16 protein-coding genes are annotated in these 22,418 nt (G+C 68.8%); 9 read left to right on the top strand and 7 right to left on the bottom strand.

Annotation, left to right across the window (positions count from 1 at the left end):
* Positions 1-194 precede the first annotated feature (194 nt).
* From hpf to secA, 3 genes are read left to right on the top strand one after another with little or no spacing between them, the layout of a single operon-like run.
* Positions 195-917, top strand: a complete 723-nt coding sequence (gene hpf, locus AC5RVZ_RS18900) for a ribosome hibernation-promoting factor, HPF/YfiA family (protein WP_494067267.1) — start codon at positions 195-197, stop codon at positions 915-917.
* 29 nt (positions 918-946) lie between these two features.
* A complete protein-coding gene (locus AC5RVZ_RS18895) occupies positions 947-2,197 on the top strand; it encodes a winged helix-turn-helix domain-containing protein (protein ID WP_494067266.1) in 1,251 nt (416 codons plus the stop codon).
* Between the two features lie 44 nt (positions 2,198-2,241).
* The gene (gene secA, locus AC5RVZ_RS18890) at positions 2,242-4,968 is read left to right on the top strand and encodes a preprotein translocase subunit SecA (protein WP_494067265.1); all 2,727 of its coding nucleotides are present in this window, start codon (positions 2,242-2,244) and stop codon (positions 4,966-4,968) included.
* Positions 4,969-4,977: 9 nt separating this feature from the next.
* Here the strand turns inward: secA and AC5RVZ_RS18885 are convergent, their stop codons facing one another.
* Both AC5RVZ_RS18885 and AC5RVZ_RS18880 read right to left on the bottom strand, forming a co-directional pair.
* A complete protein-coding gene (locus AC5RVZ_RS18885; RefSeq protein ID WP_494067264.1) occupies positions 4,978-5,601 on the bottom strand; it encodes an Rv3235 family protein in 624 nt (207 codons plus the stop codon).
* A 95-nt stretch (positions 5,602-5,696) separates the two neighbouring features.
* A complete protein-coding gene (locus AC5RVZ_RS18880) occupies positions 5,697-6,419 on the bottom strand; it encodes a LysM peptidoglycan-binding domain-containing protein (protein WP_494067263.1) in 723 nt (240 codons plus the stop codon).
* Positions 6,420-6,576: 157 nt separating this feature from the next.
* On the opposite strand from AC5RVZ_RS18880, the gene AC5RVZ_RS18875 reads away from it, so the two are divergent.
* Positions 6,577-7,137, top strand: coding sequence for a hypothetical protein (locus AC5RVZ_RS18875; protein WP_494067262.1), 561 nt, complete (start codon positions 6,577-6,579; stop codon positions 7,135-7,137).
* Between the two features lie 4 nt (positions 7,138-7,141).
* On the opposite strand, the gene AC5RVZ_RS18870 is transcribed toward AC5RVZ_RS18875, so the two are convergent.
* A complete protein-coding gene (locus AC5RVZ_RS18870; protein ID WP_493979122.1) occupies positions 7,142-7,357 on the bottom strand; it encodes a helix-turn-helix domain-containing protein in 216 nt (71 codons plus the stop codon).
* A gap of 240 nt (positions 7,358-7,597) precedes the next feature.
* Here AC5RVZ_RS18870 and AC5RVZ_RS18865 point away from each other — a divergent pair, with 240 nt between their 5' ends.
* From AC5RVZ_RS18865 to AC5RVZ_RS18850, 4 genes are all read left to right on the top strand, one after another.
* Entirely contained in the window at positions 7,598-8,245 is a 648-nt protein-coding gene (locus AC5RVZ_RS18865; RefSeq protein WP_494067261.1) for a hypothetical protein, read from the top strand.
* Positions 8,242-9,555 carry a CpaE/TadZ family protein gene (locus AC5RVZ_RS18860; protein ID WP_494067260.1) on the top strand — a complete coding sequence of 438 codons (1,314 nt, stop codon included), beginning with the start codon at positions 8,242-8,244 and terminating at the stop codon, positions 9,553-9,555. The genes AC5RVZ_RS18865 and AC5RVZ_RS18860 overlap by 4 nt, the downstream gene beginning before the upstream one ends.
* 78 nt (positions 9,556-9,633) lie before the next feature.
* Entirely contained in the window at positions 9,634-14,466 is a 4,833-nt protein-coding gene (locus AC5RVZ_RS18855; RefSeq protein WP_494067259.1) for an NAD-glutamate dehydrogenase, read from the top strand.
* Position 14,467: 1 nt separating this feature from the next.
* Entirely contained in the window at positions 14,468-15,943 is a 1,476-nt protein-coding gene (locus AC5RVZ_RS18850) for a sensor histidine kinase (RefSeq protein WP_494067258.1), read from the top strand.
* Positions 15,944-16,022: 79 nt separating this feature from the next.
* On the opposite strand, the gene AC5RVZ_RS18845 is transcribed toward AC5RVZ_RS18850, so the two are convergent.
* From AC5RVZ_RS18845 to AC5RVZ_RS18835, 3 genes are all read right to left on the bottom strand, one after another.
* Positions 16,023-16,829: an IS3 family transposase gene (locus tag AC5RVZ_RS18845; RefSeq protein WP_494067563.1), complete on the bottom strand. Its 807-nt coding sequence runs from the start codon at positions 16,827-16,829 to the stop codon at positions 16,023-16,025.
* Positions 16,830-16,873: 44 nt separating this feature from the next.
* On the bottom strand, positions 16,874-17,200 hold the full coding sequence (locus AC5RVZ_RS18840) for a transposase (RefSeq protein WP_494067257.1): 327 nt from the start codon (positions 17,198-17,200) through the stop codon (positions 16,874-16,876).
* Positions 17,201-17,459: 259 nt separating this feature from the next.
* Entirely contained in the window at positions 17,460-17,708 is a 249-nt protein-coding gene (locus AC5RVZ_RS18835; protein ID WP_086994524.1) for a WhiB family transcriptional regulator, read from the bottom strand.
* 275 nt (positions 17,709-17,983) lie between these two features.
* Here AC5RVZ_RS18835 and AC5RVZ_RS18830 point away from each other — a divergent pair, with 275 nt between their 5' ends.
* Complete coding sequence (locus AC5RVZ_RS18830) at positions 17,984-18,400, top strand: hypothetical protein (protein WP_494067256.1); 417 nt, start codon at positions 17,984-17,986, stop codon at positions 18,398-18,400.
* Here AC5RVZ_RS18830 and AC5RVZ_RS18825 read toward each other — a convergent pair.
* Positions 18,372-22,319 (bottom strand): FtsK/SpoIIIE domain-containing protein, encoded by a 3,948-nt coding sequence (locus AC5RVZ_RS18825; RefSeq protein ID WP_494067255.1) that lies wholly within the window; start codon positions 22,317-22,319, stop codon positions 18,372-18,374. The genes AC5RVZ_RS18830 and AC5RVZ_RS18825 overlap by 29 nt on opposite strands.
* Positions 22,320-22,418 lie beyond the last annotated feature (99 nt).

Here is a 22,418-nt window from a genome sequence, read left to right as displayed (position 1 = left end):
GCACCGGCCGTCGGGGTGCCCTCGGACATCGTCGGTAAATGTTGTAGATATTCGTGAGTAAAGGGTGAATAAAAGGTGTCCGTGATCTAACGTGAAGTATGGGCTCCCGCGAGGGAGGCAACCCGTCTTCAGCGGCTGAAAGGAGTTTCTCTTTCGGTCGCTGTTGTGTCATCTAGGCAATTATGGAGGGCACCATGGAATTCAACATCAACGGCCGCAACCTGTCCGTTTCGGATCGGTTCCGCGAGTACGCTGAGGAGAAGATCTCCAAGATCGAGCAGTTGGGCGACAAGGTCCAGCGGCTTGATGCCAAAGTCACCAAAGAGGCCAATGCCCGCAATGCCGAAAGCTCGATGACCGTCGAGCTCACCGTGCTCGGACGGGGCAGCGTGGTCCGCGCCGAGGCCAAGGCCGCGGACAAGTTTGCAGCTTTCGACATTGCCTATAACAAGCTTTTGGAGCGCCTGCGCCGCGCCCGGGACCGCCGCAAGGTCCACCACGGCCGTCACACCCCGACCGCCGTCCACCAGGCCACCGCCACGCTGGAACCGGCCAGCTCGGACATGCCGCTGCACGAAGCGGCGCTGGCTGCGGCAACTGCCCAGGACCAAACCGAGGACCGGACCGGCTACGACATCGACAACGATGTTCCCGCCGGAGACTCACCGGTGCTGATCCGCCGCAAGGTCTTCCCGGCCGCGGCCATGACCCTCGACGATGCCGTGGACAACATGGAACTGGTGGGACACGACTTCTACCTGTTCATCGACAAGGCGACGGACGCACCCAGTGTCGTCTACCGCCGTCGTGGCTGGACGTACGGCGTGATCACCCTCGACGCCGATTGCAGCGCCGAAGAAGCCAAGGCGCGTGAAGAGGTGCTGGCCTACCGCGCGTCGGCGGGCGCCAAGGCCTGACAGCGCCGCGGCTTGCCTAGTATGAAGGCATGACAGCCCGCATCACTCCGGCCCAGGCCCGCCGCATCGCGCTGGCGGCGCAGGGATTGGTTCAGGAACGGCCCACCGGCCTTGTCACGGCAAGGCAGGTGGGCCGGACCTTTGACCGGCTGCGGCTGCTGCAGATTGACTCCGTGAACGTGCTGGTGCGCGCGCATTACCTGCCGTTCTTCTCCAGGCTCGGCGGCTACGACGTCGACATCCTCCACCGGTTTGCGGGAAAAGCGCCGCGCCGCATGATGGAGTACTGGGCGCACGAAGCCAGCTATATCAAGCCGCAGGATTTCGCCGATCTCCGCCAGTGGCAGCGTCGCCGGTGGGTCGGCGCGGCCGGCATGGACCCGGTCCTCGTCCGGGACCTGACCGCCAAGATCCTGGACACCCTTTCCTCCTCGCGCGGCCTGACCGCCCGGGCGGTCGCCGACCGGATCGGCCATGACGCGCACCAGCCGAAGACCGACTGGGGCTGGAACTGGAACGCGGTCAAGCGGGTGCTGGAGGACCTCTTCGAACAGGGGCTGGTCAGCGCCGCCGCGCGGACTCCCCAGTTCGAACGGCTTTACACCCTGACCGAGCGGGTGCTGCCCGCCCCGCACGACGCACACTACCGGCCCGATCCGGAACAGGCGATGCTGAGGCTGATCGAGGCCGCGGCGCTGGCTCACGGCATCGGGACCGTCAAGTGCTTCGCCGACTACTTCCGCGTGCCCGTGCGGGCGGCCGCCGCCGCGGTGCGGACCCTGGAGGCGGCCGGAAAGTTGGAAGCGGTGCAGGTGGACGGCTGGAGGGGCGACGTGTTCCTGCACGCCGAGGCAGCCCGGCCGCGCCGCGCCACCGGCAGGGCACTCCTGAGCCCCTTCGATTCCTTGGTGTTCGAACGCCAGCGGGTGGAGCGGCTGTTCGGCTTTCGCTACCGGATCGAAATCTATACGCCGGCGCCGAAGCGGACCTACGGCTACTACGTCCTGCCGTTCCTGCTGGGGGACCGGCTGTGCGCCCGCGTGGACTTGAAGACGGACCGGGCCTCGGGCAGGCTCGTGGTCCGGGCTGCGCACGCCGAAGACGACGCCCCGCCCGGAACCGCGGCGGAGCTGGCAGCCGAGCTGGCCGGCATGGCCGAATGGCTGGCGCTGGACGCCGTCGTGGTTCAGGAGAGGGGCGATTTGGCCCCCGCCCTGGCCCGTGAGAGCGCGAAACGGCCGCCGGGAACCAAAACGCTGCCGGACTCGTCTCTCACGTAGACTGAACAAGCCAGATTTCTGCGCAACTGACTGGGAGCTATGTAGTGCCAACGATTCTCGAGCGTGTGCTTCGTACCGGCGACAAGAAGACGCTGAAGAGGCTGCGCGGCTACGCCGATGCGATCAACGTCCTGGAAGAGGACTTCAAGTCCCTCACGGATGCCGAGTTGCGCGGGGAAACCGACACGTTGAAGCAGCGCTACCAGGACGGCGAGCTGCTCGACGACCTGCTCCCGGAAGCCTTCGCCGCCGTCCGCGAAGCCGCCAGCCGCACGCTCGGCCTGCGCCACTTCGACGTCCAGCTGATGGGCGGCGCAGCCCTGCACATGGGCAACATCGCGGAGATGAAGACCGGTGAAGGCAAGACGCTGGTGGCCACCGCGCCGGCCTACCTGAACGCGCTCACCGGCAAGGGCGTCCACGTGGTGACGGTCAACGACTACCTGGCCGAATACCAGTCCGACCTGATGGGCCGTGTTTACCGCTTCCTGGGCCTGACCAGCGGCTGCATCCTCTCCAACCAGAACCCGGCGACCCGCCGCGAACAGTACGCGGCGGACATCACCTACGGCACGAACAACGAATTTGGCTTCGACTACCTGCGCGACAACATGGCCTGGAGCCGTGACGAACTGGTCCAGCGCGGACACCACTTCGCGATCGTGGACGAAGTCGACTCCATCCTGATCGACGAGGCCCGCACCCCGCTGATCATTTCCGGCCAGGCCTCCGGCGATGTGAACCGCTGGTACACCGAATTTGCACGCGTCGTGATGCGGCTGAAGGACACCGAAGACTACGAAGTCGACGAGAAGAAGCGGACCGTCGGCGTGCTGGAGTCCGGCATCGAAAAAGTCGAGGATTACCTCGGCATCGACAACCTGTATGAATCGGCGAATACGCCGCTGATCGGGTTCCTGAACAACGCCATCAAGGCCAAGGAGTTGTTCAAGCGGGACAAGGACTACGTGGTGCTCAAAGGCGAGGTGCTCATCGTCGACGAGCACACCGGCCGCATCCTGGCCGGCCGGCGCTACAACGAAGGCATGCACCAGGCGATCGAGGCCAAAGAGGGCGTCGAGATCAAGGCCGAGAACCAGACGCTGGCCACGGTGACCCTGCAGAACTACTTCCGCCTCTACGGCAAGCTCTCGGGCATGACCGGCACCGCTGAAACCGAGGCGGCCGAGTTCATGAGCACCTACAAGCTCGGCGTGGTTCCGATCCCGACGAACAAGCCGATGGCCCGCATCGACCAGTCGGACCTGATCTACAAGAACGAAGTCGCCAAGTTCGACGCCGTCGTGAAGGACATCGCCGAGCGCCACGAAAAGGGCCAGCCGGTCCTGGTGGGCACCACCAGCGTGGAGAAGAGCGAGTACCTGTCCAAGCAGTTGGCGAAACAGGGCATCCGGCACGAAGTGCTCAACGCCAAGAACCACGCCCGGGAAGCGGCCATCGTCGCGCAGGCCGGCCGCAAGGGTGCCGTCACGGTGGCCACCAACATGGCCGGCCGCGGTACCGACATCATGCTCGGCGGCAACGCCGAATTCAACGCCGTGGCCGAGTTGGAACGCCGCGGCCTGGACCCCGCCGCGAACCCGGAAGACTACGAGGCCGCCTGGCCCGCCGCCCTGGCGGCGGCGCAGAAAGCCGTGCAGGCCGAGCACGACGAGGTCAAGGAGCTCGGCGGACTCTACGTGCTGGGTACGGAACGGCATGAATCCCGCCGCATCGACAACCAGCTCCGCGGCCGCTCCGGTCGCCAGGGCGACCCGGGCGAATCCCGCTTCTACCTCTCCCTCACCGATGACCTGATGCGGCTGTTCAACTCGGGCGCGGCCGAACGCATCATGAACTCCTCCCGCATGCCCGACGACGTGGCGTTGGAGTCCAAGATGGTTTCCAAGGCCATCCAGAACGCCCAGGCACAGGTCGAAGGCCGGAACGCCGAGCAGCGCAAGAACGTGCTGAAGTACGACGACGTGCTCAACCGCCAGCGCGAGGCAATCTACAACGACCGGCGGCGCATCCTGGAAGGCGACGACCTGCACGAGAAGGTCGCGTTCTTCCTCGAGGACGTGGTGACGGCGATGGTCAACGAAGCCACCATGGAGGGCCATGGCGACGACTGGGACTATGAGCAGCTGTGGACCAACCTCAAGCAGCTCTACCCGATCGAACTGACGATCGACGAGGTGCTGGAGGAAGCCGGCGGGCGCTCGAGGGTCACGGCAGATTTCCTGCGCGCAGAAATCGTCTCCGATGCCAAGGTCGCCTACGCGCAGCGTGAGCAGACGCTCGGCTCCGAGACCATGCGCGAACTGGAGCGGCGCGTGGTGCTCTCGGTGATCGGCAGGAAGTGGCAGGAACACCTCTACGAGATGGATTACCTCAAGGAGGGCATCGGACTGCGGGCCATGGCGCAACGCGATCCGCTGGTCGAATACCAGCGCGAGGGATTCGTGATGTTCCAGGCCATGATGGAGTCCATCCGCGAAGAGAGCATCGGCTATCTCTTCAACCTCGAGGTCCAGGTGCAGCAGCCGGCCGAGGCGACGGTCCCCGGGGTCGCGGACGCCCGGGCGGCGGCGGCGCCGCAGATCACCGCGGCCGGGTTGGAAGCCCCGCAGCGGCCGGCGGCCCTGCAGTTCACGGCGCCCAGCGCATCCGGAGAAGCCGAGACACGGGTCGAACGCCAGGCCCCGGCCAAGGCGGCAGCGCCCGCCAGGGACAAGCGCCCCGCCAAGAGCGGCAAGCGCCGGAAGTAGTTTCGGGGTTCAGCCGATCTCCAGGGCCGTGACCTTCCACAGTCCGCGGATCCACTCCAGCCGCAGCGCCACCGCGCGTATCCGGCGGGTCTCGGCCACCACCAGCGACGCTTCATAGGCGCTGTCGGCGGCACGGCATACCCGCGAGGAGCGGACCACGGCGCTGCGGTGCAGCCGCAGCGGGGCCCGGCCATCGGAACGCAGCTGCGCCCGGTGCGCCCTGGCGATGTCCGCCCGGTGCACCAGCTTTTCGTAGCTGGCGGGGTCCAGCCAGCGGGCGAGCTGTTGGACCGGCCGCGTGCCGGAGACGGCCTCCAGGCAGGCCTGCGCCACGGACCGGGCCATCGCCGTGACGTGGCGCAGTTCGGCCTCCGCCTCGGGATCACCGCCCACCGGCAGCGGAACGGGCCGGGGCACAGCGGCGGCTCCGGCCGCCCCGCGGGTGTCCTCCGGTCGCTTGGGCTGCAACCGGATGACGGGCGCAAAGTAGCCGTCCGGCCCCGCCGGTTTGACCCGCCGTACCGTCAGGGGCCGCGGCGCCCCGCTCGCTGGTGCCAGCGCGTCCAGGCGCGCGCCCGCCCCGGCTTCTTTCCCCGGCGCCTGCGCGGCCGGGAGGTGTCGAACGTTGTCCATGTCCTGCCCTTCCTTCCACTGGTACTGCCCTTGGGCTTCCAGCCGCGCCCCACAGCACGGCGCCCGGGTGCGTCTCCCCGCCGCTTCCGAAAGCTTCACCATCCCGGCGGAGGTACGACGAGCGTTTGCCCGGGTTTGATCAGCGAGGGGTCGTGGCCGATGAGGGTCCTGTTGGCGGCATACCACTCCGGCCACCGCTCGGCGATTTCCGCGTCGGTCGCCAGCGGGCCCAGCTCGGCGGCCGCGAGCCGCCACAGGGAATCGCCGGCCGTGACGGTAACCAGGCGGGGTTTGTCGGGAGTGTCCCTGGTCGGCGGCTTGGCGACGGCGCCCGGGGCCGCGGCCGGGGGACCGGGCCTCCACGACGGGTCCACCGGAGAATGTGCCGGTCCGGCCAAGCCGTCCGGCTGCCACCGAGGATCCACCACGGCGGCGCTGGACGTGCCGGTCCCGGCCGCAGGTTCGGTCACACGCGTTGCGGTAGCCGCATGGGCACCTGCGATCACCACCAGATTGAGGCCGACGACCGCGCCCGCCAGGCGCCGCATGAATACGGGACTCCACGCGGCCCACCGGGCCGCCAGGCGACGGTGGCCGGTCTTGGCCAGCACCGCGCAGGCCGCCGCTGCCGCCATGCCCAGGAGCAACCAGCAGAGCACGGCCGCGCCGGCTCCGATCGACAGGAGCGCCAGCAGGTCCTGGTAGTCCTGCGGAGGCCACGCGGCGCCGGTGGCCAGTTCCCTCCCGGCGAGCATCAGCACGGCGGCACAACCCGTCACCAGCCCTGCGGTTGCCAGATCGGCGGTGGTTCTGAGCATGGGAAGTGCCTCCGGTCGGGACCTGCTTTGATAGCGTTTCATGCTATTTGTTTCGATTTGCTTCTGTTTGATCTCCAATAGTGGCAGCGTCAAAGGCTTGTTGTAAACAGTCGGTTTTCGATTGACGGGATTTGGTGCAGGTTCCTAGGCTGGCGCCATGCGTTGGGACGCCCTGTTTGCCGATTTGGAGACCCAGCTACACGCCGCGGACCGGTTGGAGCTGGAAGCGGAGGTGAACGAGCGCGCCCGGATCGAGCTGGCCGCGGTGGGTCTGGCCGACCGGCTTCGGGGGCAGCTGGGCAGCAGTCTGCGCGTCCGTCTGGGCGCAGACCTCAGGTTCGAGGGGACGCTGGCCCATGTTGGATCAACCTGGTTGGTGCTCAACGAGGGAGTGCGGAGCGTGCTCGTGCCGTTGGCCGCTGTCCAACTGCTCGAAGGAATGGGCCGGCATGCGGTCGCCGACCCGACCGGGGCGCGTCGGCTCGGGCTCGGTTCCGCCCTTCGGGCCCTGGGCCGCGACCGCGCACCGGTCGCCGTCTACCTGTCGGGCAGCCCCGGCGTGCCGGCGGCCGAGGGCGTGGTCGACAGGGTCGGGGCGGACTCCTTCGACGTCGCGGCCGTGCCGACGGGCGAGGACAGGCGCGCGGCAAATGTCCGGTCGGTCTACACGGTGCCCTTCGCGGCCATTGCGGCCCTCGTGTCGCGCAGCCCGGACTAGATGCTCATTCCGTGGTCGACTTGGCCTCTTCGATCAGCCGCCGCGTCTGGGCGTACTTGTCCTGGATGTACTGATCGAGCATGACCTGCTCGACGCGCCATTGGCCCCGGCCGCCGATCTGGATGGCGGGAAGTTCGCCGCTGCGAACCAGGGCGTACGTCTGCGACGAGGAGATCTGCAACTCCTCCGCCACATCGGACAGGGTGAGGAACCGTGGCATGGGCAGATCCTTTGGAACGGGGACGGTTTCAGCCATTATGGCACCGTTTGATGGCGTTTGATCCGACTGGCCCCGTTTGTTCCGAAAAGTTTTCCCCAGATCGGGTCCGGGCGGCCGCAGCGGTTCCCTTTTCCACTGGACCACGGCCAGAATGGTGCCACCCGCGGCCTCGGGGCCGGCTCTCGGAGCGCAGCGTCGCTGTCCTTTCGGGGCGCGGGAATTAAGGGGGGAAGAAGATCCGTGAGCGCTGCCATCGCAGAAAAGACCGTGGCACAGCGGTTGAAACGCCCGTCGTGGAAAGATCCCCGGTTGCTGGCCGGACTGCTGCTGGTGGTGGCTTCGGTGGCCGGAGTGGCCGCGCTGGTCAACAGCGCGGATAAGACCACCGGTGTCCTGGCGGCCAGGACGGACATCGCGGTGGGGCAACCGATCTCCGCCGCGGACGTCGTCGTCGTCGACGTCCGGCTGGGCGAGGCGGGGGGCCTCTACCTGCCGGCCGCAACGGGGCTGCCGGCAGGTGCCGTCGCCACCGCGCTGGTCCGGGGCGGGGAACTGCTGCCGGCTTCCGTGCTGGGTGTCAGCGACGACTTGGACCGGAAGCCGATCGGCCTGAATATCGAGAGCCCGTTGCCCGAGGAGGCCGGTCCCGGTTCCCGGGTCGATGTCTGGGTGTCGCTGCCGGACGGACGGAACGGTTTCGAGCAGCCGGAGAGGCTGCTCGAGGCGGCCGAGGTGTCGCAGTTGACGCGCGCCACCACCGCTTTCGGCTCGTCCGGAGCGGAACGGCTGCACGTCCTGGTGGGGGATGACACCATGCCGGCGCTGCTGCATGCCCTCGCCAACGGGGCACGCATCAACGTGGTACTCAACCCGGCCGGCACCCCATGAGCCTGCCGGTCGTCACGCTGGGGACGGCGGCCGCCGACTTCGTGACGGGCCTGGAACGGCTCCATGGACCCGTCACGGTGGTCCGGCGCTGCACCGACCTCGCGGAGTTGCTGGCGGCGGCGCAGTCCGGGCTGGCCCGGGCGGCCATCGTGGCGGGCCGGACGAGGGAGCTCGACGGCGGCGTGCTGGAGCGGCTGCACAGCGCCGAGGTGTCCGTGGTGGCGTTGACCGACGACGGCGGGGAACGCCTCCGGCTCGAAGCGCTCGGCATCCGCACGGGTGCCGAAACCGTCGAACCCGTGGCCCTGGCAGCACTGGTGGCCGAGTCCGTCGCGCAGCTGGGCTCGCTGACGGCGGCCGGAGCGGCAGCAACAGCCGCTGCGCCGGGACGGGCAGCGCTGGCCGACCCTGCCCGGGCCCTGCGGCCGCACGGCGCCGCAGTTGAACCGCCGGTACCTGCAGGGGCCAGGGGTGAACTCGTCGCGGTGTGGGGCCCGGCGGGGGCGCCGGGACGGACCACCGTGGCGGTCAACCTCGCCGCCGAATACGCCGCCGCCGGCCGGCGGACCCTGCTGATGGATGCCGATACCTACGGGGCCAGCGTCGCCGCGTTCCTTGGCCTGCTCGATGAATCTGCCGCCCTTGCCCACGCCTGCCGGCTGGCGGACCAGGGCGTGCTGGACAGCCAGGCCCTGGAACGGGTCTGCCTGAAGGTAGCCGTGGCCGGAACCTCCATGCTGGTGCTGACCGGGATCACCAGGGTGGACCGGTGGACCGAGCTGAGGCCGTCGGCGCTCGGGGCAGTGCTGGACGTGGCGCGGGCCGTGGCCGAGACCGTCGTCGTGGATTGCGGTTTCTCGCTGGAACACGACGAGGAGCTGAGCTTTGACTCGATGGCGCCCCGGCGCAACGGCGCCACCTTGCGCGTGCTGGGGGCGGCGGACCGGGTGCTGGCCGTGGGCAGCGCGGATTCGGTGGGGCTGCCGCGGCTGGTCCGCGGGCTGGACGAACTGGCGCATGCCGTCCCCTCGGCCCCGGCGGAAGCGGTGCTCAACAAGGTCCGGGCGGCGGCCGTGGGAGCCCGGCCGGAAGCACAGCTGCGGGAGGCCTGGGAACGGTTCGTGCCGGCCGCCGGGGTCCCTGCCCTGCTGCCGTCCGATACCGCCGCAGCCGATGCCGCCCTGCTGGGCGGCTCGGTCCTGTTGGAAACCGCGCCCGGCTCTGCGCTGCGGCACGCCATCGCCGGGCTGGCCGGAAGCCGGCCGGCGCCGCCCAGGCGGGGAATCCGCCGTCGTGCCCGCCCAAAGTGAAGTTTTGAACGCGCCGCGTTAGGCTTGCCAAAGGACCGCAACGGCGCGGTTGGGACCCACCTATCGGAGGCGTTTTACATGTCGACTGGATCCAGCATGGCGGATCTGTCCAGCTCAGCTACCGGCGATGAGGAATTCATCGCTAAATACTACGAGCACCTGGCCGCGGAGGATGCCGCGAGCTACAGTCCGGATGTGCTCCGCGCCCGCGCGCTGGCGCACCGGGAGCTGGCGGTTCACCGCCCTCCGGCCCAGCCCGTGATCGGGATCCGGGACGAAGCCGAGGCCAGCGTCGTCATGATCGTCACCGATGACATGCCGTTCCTGGTCGATTCGGTCACCGCGGAGCTGCTGCGTCACGGCATTGCCATCCGGATGATCACGCACCCCACCTTTGTGGCCACCCGGGCCCGGGACAGCCACGACCTCGCCGGCGTGGAACAGGTGCCGGCCGCCGCCGGAGTCTCCAGCGGCGACACGGCGGCACTGCCGCAGCTGGGATCCTTCGAGACCGGCGGCGACCAGGTCCTGCGGATCGAATCCTGGATGGCCGTGGAGACCGGACGGATCGAGCCGGACAAGGCCGCCGAGCTGATGGCCGGCCTCAAGAGCGTCCTGGCGGATGTCCGGGCCTCGGTCGAGGACTGGCCGGCCATGCGCCGGCAAGTGCGGCAGGTTGCCGCGTCGCTGGATTCGGTCGTGGGCGCCGAGGAGATTCCCGACCTGCAGGAGGCCAAGGAGCTGCTTGAGTGGCTCGACGACGGGAATTTCACCTTCCTGGGCTACCGCGAATACGATCTCGTCACCCAGAACGGGGAAGACGTGCTCCTGGTCCGGGAGGACAGCGGCCTGGGCATGATGCGCCACATCGGCGACACGAAGCGGATCCAGCACCTCACCGAAGAGGGCCGCGCCCGCGCCCGGGAAAAACGCGCTCTGGTGATTACCAAGGCGAACTCGCGGTCCACGGTGCACCGCGCGGCATACCTGGACTACATCGGCGTGAAGAGCTTCGACGCGCAGGGCAACGTCGACGGCGAGCGCCGCTTTATCGGCCTCTTCGCCACCAGCGCCTACAACCGTTCGGTCAAGAGCGTCCCGATTGCCCGGGAAAAGGTCGCGGCGGTGCTGCAGCACAGCGGCTTCCCGGCCGATTCGCACTCCGGCAAGGACCTGCTGTCGATCCTCGAAACGTACCCGCGGGACGAGTTGTTCCAGATGGACGTCGAGGAGCTGGCCGCGACCGCGATGGGCATCCTCCGGCTGCAGGAGCGGCGCCGGACCCGGCTGTTCCTGCGCACCGACGCCTACGGCAGGTTCGTGTCGGCCCTGGTGTTCCTGCCGCGCGACCGCTACACGACCGCCGTCCGGCTGCGGATCGAGCAGGAGCTGCGCAACACCTTCGACCCGCAGAGCATCGACTACGAGGCGCGGATGTCCGAATCCGCCCTGGCCCGGCTGTTCTTCCGCATCCGGCTCAAGCGCGCCTCCACGGTGCCGAAGGTCGACACGGCCGACCTCGAGCGCCGGCTTGCCCAGGCGTCCCGGTCCTGGTCGGAGGGCATCGAAGAGGTGCTGCGCGCCAATTTCGACGGCGAGGAGGCTGCCCGCCTCTCGGCAAACTGGAAGGACGCGTTCCCGCCCAGCTACCGGGTGGACTACGAGGTGGAAGACGCGCTCGAGGACATCGCCCGTTTCCGCAACTACGAGGGAGGCGAACCCGGCGCGGCCCCGGTGCTGCACGTCTACGTTCCCGAGGACAGCGCCGACGTCCTCGCCGCCGACGCCCGGCTGAAGCTGTACCTGCCGGAGGCCCGGTCGCTGAGCAACATCATGCCCGTGCTGCAGAACACCGGGCTGGAGGTACTGGACGAGCGCCCGTTCGAGATCAACACGGCGGACGGCGAAGACTACTTCCTGTACGACTTCGGCCTCCGGTACCCGGCGGGCGTCGACCCGATCGCCACCGGCGACCTGCTCGAGGAAGCCTTCGGCGCCGCCGTCACCGGACGCAGCGAGTCGGACGGCTTCGACCGGCTGGTCCTGGCCGAGGGCATCGGCTGGCGCCAGGTTGCGGTGCTGCGCGCCTACACCCGCTACCTGCGGCAGCTGGGCAACCTGGTCTCCTACGCCTTCGTCTCCGACACGCTGCTGGCCAACCCGGCGGTGGCCCGCGCCCTGCTGGCGGTCTTCAACGCCAGCTTCGATCCGGACCTGGAAGGCGACCGCGAGGCGGCGGTCGAGGCCGCCCGCTCCGAGCTCGCAGCGGGACTCGAAGCCGTGCCCACCCTTGACGCGGACCGGGTGCTGCGCTCGCTGGCCAACCTGATCGACGCGACGCTTCGCACCAACTACTTCCAGGACAAGCCCTACTTCAGCTTCAAACTCAGCCCGTCCCGGATCGAAGGTGCACCGTTCCCGCGGCCGAAATACGAAATCTGGGTCTACTCGCCGCGGGTCGAAGGCGTCCACCTTCGCTTCGGCGACGTGGCCCGCGGCGGACTGCGCTGGTCCGACCGGCGGGAGGACTTCCGCACCGAAATCCTGGGACTGGTCAAGGCGCAGACCGTCAAGAACGCGGTCATCGTGCCCACCGGCGCCAAGGGCGGCTTCTTCGCCAAACGGCTGCCAGACCCCGCCGTGGACCGCGCGGCCTGGATGGCGGAGGGGCAGGAAAGCTACCGCACCTTCATCCGCGGCCTGCTGGACATCACCGACAACCTGGTCCGGACCGCAACCGGCCAGGACGTGGTGCCGCCCGAGCGGGTGGTCCGGCTGGACGGCGACGACACCTACCTGGTCGTCGCCGCGGACAAGGGGACCGCAAGCTTCTCCGACATCGCCAACGACATTTCGCTGGAATACGGCCACTGGCTCGGCGACGCCTTCGCGTCCGGAGGCTCGGTCGGCTACGACCACAAGGCGATGGGCATTACCGCCCGCGGCGCGTGGGAGTCGGTCAAGCGGCACTTCAGCGAACTCGGCGTCGACACCCAGACCGAGGACTTCACCGTCGTCGGCGTCGGAGACATGAGCGGCGACGTCTTCGGGAACGGGATGCTGCTTTCCGAGCACATCCGGCTGGTCGCGGCCTTCGACCACCGGCATATTTTCCTGGACCCGGACCCCGACGCCGCTGCCTCCTTCCAGGAGCGCCGACGCCTGTTCGAGCTGCCCCGGTCCTCCTGGGCCGACTATGACGAGAAACTGATCAGCGCCGGCGGCGGGGTCTACCCGCGGTCGGTGAAGTCGATCCCCTTGTCCGGGCAGGTGCGGGAAGTTCTCGGCCTCGATCCGCAGGTCACGAGCATGAGTCCGCCCGAACTGCTGCAGGCCATCCTGAAGGCGCCGGTGGACCTGCTGTACAACGGCGGCATCGGCACCTATGTGAAGGCGTCGACCGAGTCGAATGCCGAAGTCGGCGACAAGGGCAATGACGCCATCCGCGTCAACGGCGCCGACCTGCGGGTCAAGGTGATCGGCGAAGGCGGCAACCTGGGGATGACCCAGCGCGGCCGGATCGAAGCCGCCGGCAAGGGGATCATCCTCAACACCGATGCCATCGACAACTCTGCCGGCGTGGACTGCTCCGACTACGAGGTCAACATCAAGATCCTCGTGGACCAGATGGTCGCCGCCGCGAAACTGCCGGTAGCGGAGCGTGCCGACCTGCTGCAGTCGATGACCGAGGACGTCGGACGCCTAGTCATCCAGGACAACATCGACCAGAACGTCCTGCTGCTCAACGACCGCCAGCGGATCATCGAGTGGAGCCCGAGCTTCGAACGCCTGATGGACTGGCTGGAAAACCACGCCGAACTGGACCGGCAACTCGAAGCGCTGCCGTCCACCGAGGAGCTGCACGAACGGATCGCGGCCGGCCAGGGCCTGACTTCTCCGGAGCTGGCCGTGCTGGCGGCGTACGCGAAGATCGAGCTGACCCATGCGCTGACCGAGAGCAACCTGGCCGACGATCCATACTTCGACGGTGTGCTGCGCGGTTATTTCCCGCACCAGCTGGTCGAGCGGTTCGGCGACGATATGGCGGGCCACCCGCTGCGCCGGGAAATCATCGCCACCGTCGTGGCCAACGACATGATCAACATGGGCGGGATCACCTTCGCCTTCCGGGTCATGGAGGAAACGTCCGTCTCCGAGGCGGACGTGGCGCGGGCGTTCGTGGCGCTGCGCGAGATCTACGAATTCGACAAGCTCGTGGAAGCGCTGAACGCCTTGCCGGCCAGCTTCCCGACGGATTTGTGGTGCACGGTGCATCTGGACATGCGCCGCCTGCTGGACCGGGCGGTCCGCTGGTACATCAACCATGTCGACAGCGGCACACCGGTCGCAGACGGCGTCGCGATGTTCAAGCCGCAAATGGATCCGTTGCGGAACAACCTGGCCCAGTACCTGCGCGGCGACGACCTGGACCGCGTGCACGAATGGCTGGAAACCGCCGAAGAACGCGGGCTGCCGGCGGGGATCGCCCGGCAGTGGGCCGAGCAGTTCGAGAGCTTCGGCTTGCTCGACGTCGCCCGCATCGCCGGGCAGATCGACGAACCGGTCGAGTCCGTCGCACGCGTCTACTACGCGGTCTACGACCGGTTCGACGTCGACAACCTGCTCGAGCGGATCACGGCGCTGCCGCGGGAGGACCGCTGGCAGTCGCTCGCCCGGGCCGCCATGCGCGACGACCTGTACACGACGGTCACGGACATCACCGTGGCGGTCATGCAAAGCACCCCGGCAGGGGAGCAGGCCGAGGCCAGGCTCGACGAGTGGGAGCGGGCCAACGCGGAGAACATCAAGCGCACTCGGGACATGTTCGAGGAAGTGAACAAGCTCGAGCAGGACGACATGGCGTCGCTGTCCGTGGCACTGCGACTGATGCGCTCGACTGTGCGGCGATAGGTTGGCGATCTTCACCGATCCCATCCGCGACTACGCGGACTTTCGTCCGGGTGACGCGGAGTGGCTCCACCTGCTGGTCGGCGACTGGCAGCTGATCGCCGACCTGGCGTTCGCCGACCTGGTCCTGTGGTTCCCGACGCCAGACGGGAGCTACGTGGCGCTGGCACATGTGCGCCCGTCGACGACGCACACGGTGTTCCACCGGGACTTCGTGGGGGAGCGGATCCGTGCGGACCTCAAGCCGCTGGTGGACCAGGCACGCCGGTCGCAGGCGATCGAGCGGTCGTCGGAGGCCGATTGGACCACCGAGATGGCCATGCGGGTCGAGGCGGTGCCCATGGTCCGCAACGGCCGGACGCTGGCCATCGTGACATCGCACATGGACCTGTCCAGCTCCCGGATGCCGTCGCGGCTGGAGCTGACCTACCGGCAGTGCGCCTACGACCTCCTGAAGATGGGAACGCTGGGACTGTGGCCGGACTTCGCCTCGCCGACCGGGTCGCGCCGCGGCGCGCCCCGGGTCGGCGACGGCCTGATCAGGCTGGACGCCGACGGGGTGGTGGAATACGCCAGCCCCAACGGGGTCTCGGCTTTCCGGCGCCTCGGCGACGTCGAGTCCCTGGAGGGCCGCTCATTGGCCGAGGTGACGACGGCGCTGCTCAAGGACCGGCGGATGGTCGACGAGACCCTGCCGCTGGTGGTTACCGGGCGCATGCCCTGGCGCACGGAGATTGAATCCCGCGGCGTCTCGCTCTCGCTGCGGGCCATACCGCTGAGGAACGAGCAGGAGCGTTTCGGCGCCCTGGTGCTGTGCCGGGACGTCTCCGAGCTGCGCCGGCGGGAGATGGAGCTGGTGTCGAAGGACGCCACGATCCGGGAGATCCACCACCGCGTGAAGAACAACCTCCAGACGGTCGCGGCGCTGCTGCGCATGCAGTCGCGCCGGATGGTCAGCGACGAGGCAAAGCAGGGGCTGGAACAGGCCATGCGCCGCGTCGCCTCGATCGCGCTGGTGCACGAAACGCTGTCCCAGGGCTTGGCGCAGAACGTGGACTTCGACGAACTGATCGGGCGTCAGTTCCGGCTCTCGGCGGAAGTAGCCTCGCCCACGCAGGCCGTCCGCACGGAGCGCAGCGGCGAGTTCGGGGAACTGCCCAGCGAGTTCGCCACACCGCTGGCGCTGGTGATCAATGAACTGGTCACGAACGCCGTCGAGCACGGGCTGGCCGGGCGGCACGGCACCGTCCGGTTGACTGCCCGGCGGAGCCGGCGGGGCGACGACGAAGTGCTGACCGTCTCGGTCGAGGACGACGGCGTGGGCCTGCCCGAGGAACCGCGGCGGGAGGGCCTGGGCCTGCAGATTGTCCGCACCCTCGTCACCAGCGAACTCGGCGGCCGGATCGAATGGACCCCGCGCGACGGCGGGGGAACGTGTGTGCGGATCGACCTGGTGCTCAATACCAAGGGGGCCCGCTGAGCGCGGGCGGATCTGCCGACGTGAGAGGCCGCTGCCGAATTGAACTGGTCCCTGAAAGTTGGACCGACTAATTAAGAGCCTAAGCCGCGAGGGCCTGAGCACGGTATTGAACCGGGCTTAGGCCCTTGAGCTTTGTTGAGATCCTTTCGGTGTTGTACCAGCGGATGTAGTCGTGCAGTGCTGTTTCGAGTGCGTTGGTGTTGAGGAATCGGACGTGGTTGAAGAGTTCTTCTTTGAGGTGGCCGAAGAAGTTCTCCATCACGGCGTTGTCGTAGCAGTTGCCTTTGCGGGACATGGATTGGATCGCGCCGGCGCCCTGCAGTAGATCGCGCCACGAGACGTGCTGGTACTGAAAACCCTGGTCTGAATGCACCAGCGGTTTCTGCCCTCCCTCGAGCGTCGTCAAGGCCATTCGAAGCGAGCCGTTGGTGAGGGCAAGGTTAGGCGAGATGCCGATGGTGTGGGAGAGGATCTGGCGGTCGAAGAGGTCCATGACCGGTGAGTGGTAGAGCTTCCGGTCGCCGACGCTGAACTCTGTCACGTCCGTAACCCATTTCTCGTTCGGGGCTTCGGCGTCGAACTCCCGGTTCAGCAGGTTCGGGGCAACGATGCCCTGCTCGCTTGGATAGGAGTTGTAGCGCTTCTTCCGCCGGACTTTGCAGACCAGCTCGAGGCGGCGCATCAGCTTCAGCACCGTCTTCTTCGCTATCGTCCATCCTTGCTTGAGCAACTCTGTATGGATGCGGCGATGCCCGTACCTGCCGTGACTGTCCTTGAAGATCTTAGTGATAGCGGTCTTGAGGGAGGCTTGGGGATCGGGAGCCTGCAGGCGGGCCTGGTGATAGAAGAACGTTGCGCGGGCCAACCCGGCCACGTCCAGGAGCAGCTTGAGGCGGTGTTCGGCCTTGAGGGCGATGACGGCGCGGACCTTTAGCGCCGTTCCTCGTCCCTCAAGGCCTGCACTTTTCCCAGGAAAGCCACTTCTGCACGTAGGCGCTCGTTTTCACGGCGCAGCTGCTGCAATTCGGACTCTGGCTGCGCCCCTGTCACGGGAGGTGACTTAGGTCGACCCTTTGGTTTCGGACGCAAGCCGTCTTCGCCGTCATCTCGGTAATAACGAGCCCACTTTTTGATCAGATCCGGAGAGGACAGCCCAAGCTCTTTTGCCAGAGCAACTCTGCCCTCTCCGGCCAGATACCGCTGCACAACGGCGAGCTTGAACTCAAACGAAAACCGCCGCTTGGTTGACTTGGCCACTAGTGTCGAACCTCCGCGCACTCTCCACCGCTGATGTAGCCGGCTGACAGCGTGTGAACGGACTCCTAGCTTTGTTGCCACGGACTTGGCGCCCCAACCGGTCTCGAACAACGCTACCGCGGCTTCGCGCTGTTCCTCAGATAACGAACTGCTGTCCTGCATAAAACTGCTCCCCGAGAGTCGAACTGATTTTTCAGTCCAACTTTCGGGGAGCAGTTCAAATCCGGCAGCGGCCTCTCGCCACACTGGGGGTGTCGGGTCAGGAGGCCCGGCGGGCCCGGGCGGCGCGGCGCTTCAGCGCCCGGCGCTCGTCCTCGCTCATGCCTCCCCACACGCCGGCGTCCTGGCCGGACTCGATGGCCCACTGCAGGCAGGTATCAATCACTGGGCAGCGCCGGCAGACGCTCTTGGCCTCTTCGATCTGCAGGAGTGCCGGCCCGGTGTTCCCCACGGGGAAAAACAGTTCCGGGTCCTTGTCCAGGCATGCCGCGCGGCTACGCCAATCCATGCTGATCACATACTCCTTTAAATGGTGTCCGGTGGTTTTTGTGAAAACATTCACGAACAGACTCATAGAAAAGGGAGCCCGACCGGCCCCCTCTGCGCTTCGCCATCAAGCGTTTCATGTTAAATCCGCGTAAACAAGAGGTCGTGCGGACTTAACCGGCCGTAATACCTGAGTCATTCGTCACAGGGTGATATGGTTCGGCTCCAAGGGGGAGCCGGTGCCCGGCTATCTGGAGCCGTTAATCCGACTATCTAAGGTAGGGTGCGAGTGTGTCAATGCCTGCACCCTCATCCCTCCCTGCCGCCCGTCCGATCGCCATCAAAATCGTCGCGGCGGCAGTGGTCCTGGAAGCACTGGTGCTCTTGGGCGGAGCCGCCCTGTACGCCTACGGGCTGGCCACCCAGACCCCGATCTCGCTGTCCAGCAGCGTCTTCCTGCTGGTCCTGATGCTGGTCTTCGGCCTCTGGCTGCTGGTCGTCGGGCATTACCTGTTCCGCGGGTACCGCTGGACCCGCGCTGCTGCCCTGGTGTGGCAGATCTTCGTGGTCGTCGTGGCCATCTCCATGATCCAAGGCGGCCAGCTGCTGCTGGGCCCGGTCCTGTTGTTGGCGGCCGCAGCCTCCTTCGTCCTGCTGCTGACCAAGCCCGTGACGGATTTCCTGGTCAAGGGCTCCGCACCCCGCGCCCTGTAGCCACCGCCACCTGCAGCGGGACGGCCCGGCCGGCCTCAATCCGGTAGCCCCGTCCCGGCGGTCTCCACCCGTCGTCGAGCCGCACACCGAAGAAGTCCGCGTCCGCGCCCGCCCGCGGCGCCAGGACCAAGCCGCGCCCGCGTGCCCTGGCCTGCAAGGCCAGCGGAACCTGCTGCGGCAGCAACGGACCGGGGCGCGCAGCCACCACGGCCGAGGCGCCGGCGACGACCAGGGCCGCGACGGCACCGTGGGCACGCACGCCCAGGTCCTCAGCGTCGTCGACCAGCAGGACTGCGCCGCGGCCGACGGCCACGCGGCCGGCCCAGAAGTCGTCGGCGTCTCTGCCGTGCGGCGGTGCGACACAGGGCCTCAGTCCCTCCAGCGCCCGCTGCAGCAGGACCATAAGGTTGGTCTTCCCGCTGCCATCGGGGCCCAGCACCAGATACACCTCGCCGGCGGCCAGCGGCAGCGTGGAGGGCTCAAGCTCGTCGCCCTCCACACCGATCACCGGAAACCCGCGGGCCGCGCGCGGCAGCGTGGCCGCGGAAACCGTCAGCGGCAGCGCTTCCACCCGGAAGGGGCGGGCGCGGGCCGCCACCGGCGGCGGGCAGCCGGCCGGATCGGTGGCCAGCTGGCAGACCCCGCCGTCGCCGCCGACCCGTCCCTGCACCAGAGCCCTGCCGGGCACGGCGTCCATGGGCGGAAGCCGGGGCCAGCCCAGCAACGTTTCGGGACCGGCCCCGGTCGGCAGGTAGAGCCGGTTGCCCATGAGCGGCAGGAAACGGCTGCCCGACAGTTCACGGTCTCCGGTCACGGCCAGGACGACCCCGGTCGCCCCGCCGTCGCGGGCCAGATCCTGCAGGCAGTCTTCGGCCCAGCCGAGCCGGCCGGCCCGGAAGCCACCGAGCCAGCGGCCCCACCCGCTGACCAGGACGAGCAACGGAACGGCGGCCGCCGGTTCGGCCGGACCCCCGGCCGAGGTTAGGCTGCCGAGCCGGGAGGAAACCTCGTTGGCCAGGCGGCGCAGCACCCTTGCCGCCCGTTCGCTGTCCTGGGGGCCGACGTAGGCGCCGGTCCGGCCGGCGTTCGCGGCGAAGCCCAGCGAACCGTCACCGTCCAGTACGTAGCAGTGGCGTTCCACCGGCCCGCCCAGGAGCTGCGCCGCCAGGACCCGCAAAAACTCCCGGTGTCCTCCACCCCCTACCCCGAGAACGGCCAGGTGGCCGTCGTGCTCCGGCTGCCAGCGCAGCGGCACCTGCCGTTGCCGGGACGGCATGTCCAGCAGGCCGATCGGGATGCTGCCCCCGTCCTGGGGCGCGGCGGCGGCGGAAACCGGGCTCCCGCCGTCGCCGCCGCCGGGAGACCGGGCGGGGCCGAACAATCCGGGCACCGCCAGGTTGGCGACGGCTAGGCTCGCCGGCAGGGCCGGCGGCAACGGCCGGGCTTCCGGCAGGCCGAGGCCACGGGAGGCGGCCGCTGCCTCGGCCACCAGCTGCTCGACCACTCCGGTGCCCTCGGAAGCCGGCGCTGCCGGTGGTTCTGCCGCCAGCCATCCGTCCACGGTCCGGAAGAGCGGGAAGTGTCCGGCGGCCGGCAGGGTGCTGCAGGCGGACTGAAAGGGGACCGCATCCTGCGTGCCGACGCGCAGGTAGGCCCGGCCCCTCGCGGTCACCGGAATGTCGGCGGCCACGGCCGAGTCCAGCAGGTCGCGGGACTCGGCCGTGTTCTGCGTCCGCAGCACGATCATGGTGGTGATATTCGCGCGGATGTCCGAGGAGACGGCGCCCTGCGGCCGTTGCGTGGCCAGCACCAGGTGGATGCCCAGGGCGCGGCCCACCGTGGCCACGCGCATCAGCTCGGGAAGCGCCTGCGGGGCGTCCTCGGCCAGCATCCGGAATTCGTCTACGACGACGACGAGCCGCGGCAGCGTGCCGGGCGGGCAGGCCGCGATGTCCCCGACGCCGCGGCCGGCCAGCAGGGCCTCGCGGCGGCGCACCTCCGCCTGCAGCCAGGCCAGGGACCGGCCAACTGCCTCCAGCGTCAGGTCCGTGAGCAGGCCGGCGCAGTGCGGCAGCCGGGCCAGCGGGCCGAGCCCGGAACCGCCCTTGAAGTCGATCAGCAGGAAATTCACCGTGGCCGGGGACCTGGTCAGCGCCAGCGAGAGAACAAGGCTCCGCAGCAGTTCGGACTTGCCGGAGCCGGTGGTGCCGGCGACCAGCAGGTGCGGGCCGTGGACGGCCAGGTCGAGCGCCAGCGGTCCGGCGGCGCCGGCACCCGGCAGGGCGGTGAGGCCGGGATGGCAGTCGCCGCGGGACCAGCGCTCCGCCAGCGGCTCCCGCGGCAGCATCGACTGCAGGCGGCAGCGCGGCGGCACCGAACCGGTGGTCGGCAGCGTCGCGCCCGGCCCGGCCGCGGCGGCCAGCCGGGCAAGGCGGTCCAACGTGGGGGCCTGCATCAGATCCGCCGAAAACACGACGTCCCCGCCGTCTGCGCTCAGGCGTGAAGACTGTCCGGCCACGATGATCCGGGTCCCGGGACCGGCCGGACCGCCGAACCAGAGCTGCGCGGCCGGCCGTCCGTAATCCGCCAGTACGCGGGCCGCCTCGCCGCCTCGTCCGGCTACCAGCAGCACGAGGCTGCCGCCGCCGGCGGCGAGCCGCTCCGCCAGTTGCCCGGGCCGGTCCACCAGTTCCACGCCGGGCAGGAACCGGGCCGACGCGCGGACGGACTCCGGCAATGCGTAGCAGACGACGCGCAGGTCGGTTCCCGCCACCCGTGCGGCCAACTGCAGCAGGGCCGAACGCAGCAGCCCGTCCAGCCCGGACGGTGTTCCCTGGATCCGCAGCGGGGACCCGGCGAGCACGTCCACGCACAGCGGAACATCCCTGGCGGGAGCCTGGACCACCGGCGCCGACGCCGAACCGATGTGTGCCGGCAGGCTGGCCGTCCCCAGCCGCAGCCACACGTGGGCCGGGCGGGCCGGAGGGGCGGGGACCCCGGCGGGACACCGGACCCCCGTCCCGGCCCGCAGCAGGGACACGGCCAGATCCGCGGCGCCCGGGGCCGCGAGGTGCCGCCGCCGGGCATCGGCTGCCGCCGCCGCGTGCACCGCGGCCCGGTAGCGGCGGCGCTGCCGGCGCCCGGCGGCGTAGGGCACGCCGGCGGCCAGCAGGGACATGGCGCTGAAGACCAGGAAGAACCACAGGCCCGTCAGCAGGGCCAGCGCGAACCCGGCGAGCAACGGAAGCCCGGCCAGCAGCAACGCCGTCCTGGTCCGTTGCTCCGGAGGCTTTTCAGCCACGGGCACCGGATCGGCCAGGTCCGTGTCCGGCCAGAATGGTTCGTCCGGTTCGCTGCCCACGACCAGCAGCAGCCGGGTGGCACCGATCCGCACGCTGCGGCCCGCCCGCAGCACGACCTGCCGGGTGCGCCGGCCACGCCAAACGATGCCGTTGGACGAGCCGGCGTCGCGCAGCACCACCTGGCGGTCGGTGACGTCCACGGTGGCATGCAGCCGCGACAGCGCCGGATCCGCGATGGTCAGCGCGCAGGCATGCCGACCGACGCTGAAGCTGCCGCGCCCGAGGGCGAACAACCGGCCGGCGTCGGGCCCGGCGGTGACGGCCAGCAGCAGCGGCGGCAGCGCGGGCGGTTCCCGGCACGGCACCACCACCGCGTCCGGGGCGCAGACGACGACGGCGCCATCGACCAGCGGGGACACTCCGGCGGTGAGGGAGGACAGGCTCAGTCCGGCCACCGTGAAGGCAGCCCCGGGCAGGCGCGCGCCCAGCCAGGCCGCCAACGGCGCGGCGCTGCTTCCGGATTCCAGCCCCGCGACGGCATCGGCATGCGCCGCGACCCAGGCCGCCGCGGTGGCCGGAAGCCCGGGGGCCGCCGCCAGCGTCAGATGAAGGACCATGACAAGGAACCTAGGCCGAAGGCAGTCCCGCTTTCCCCTGCATCGCTCGGTATGTGGATAACCTGCGGAACCGGAGGCTGGCGCGAACAAGCGATACCC

Source organism: Arthrobacter sp. Cza30 (assembly GCF_059090765.1).
The sequence above is the reverse complement of the archived record's forward strand: the minus strand, read 5'-3'. Positions and strand labels throughout refer to the sequence as shown.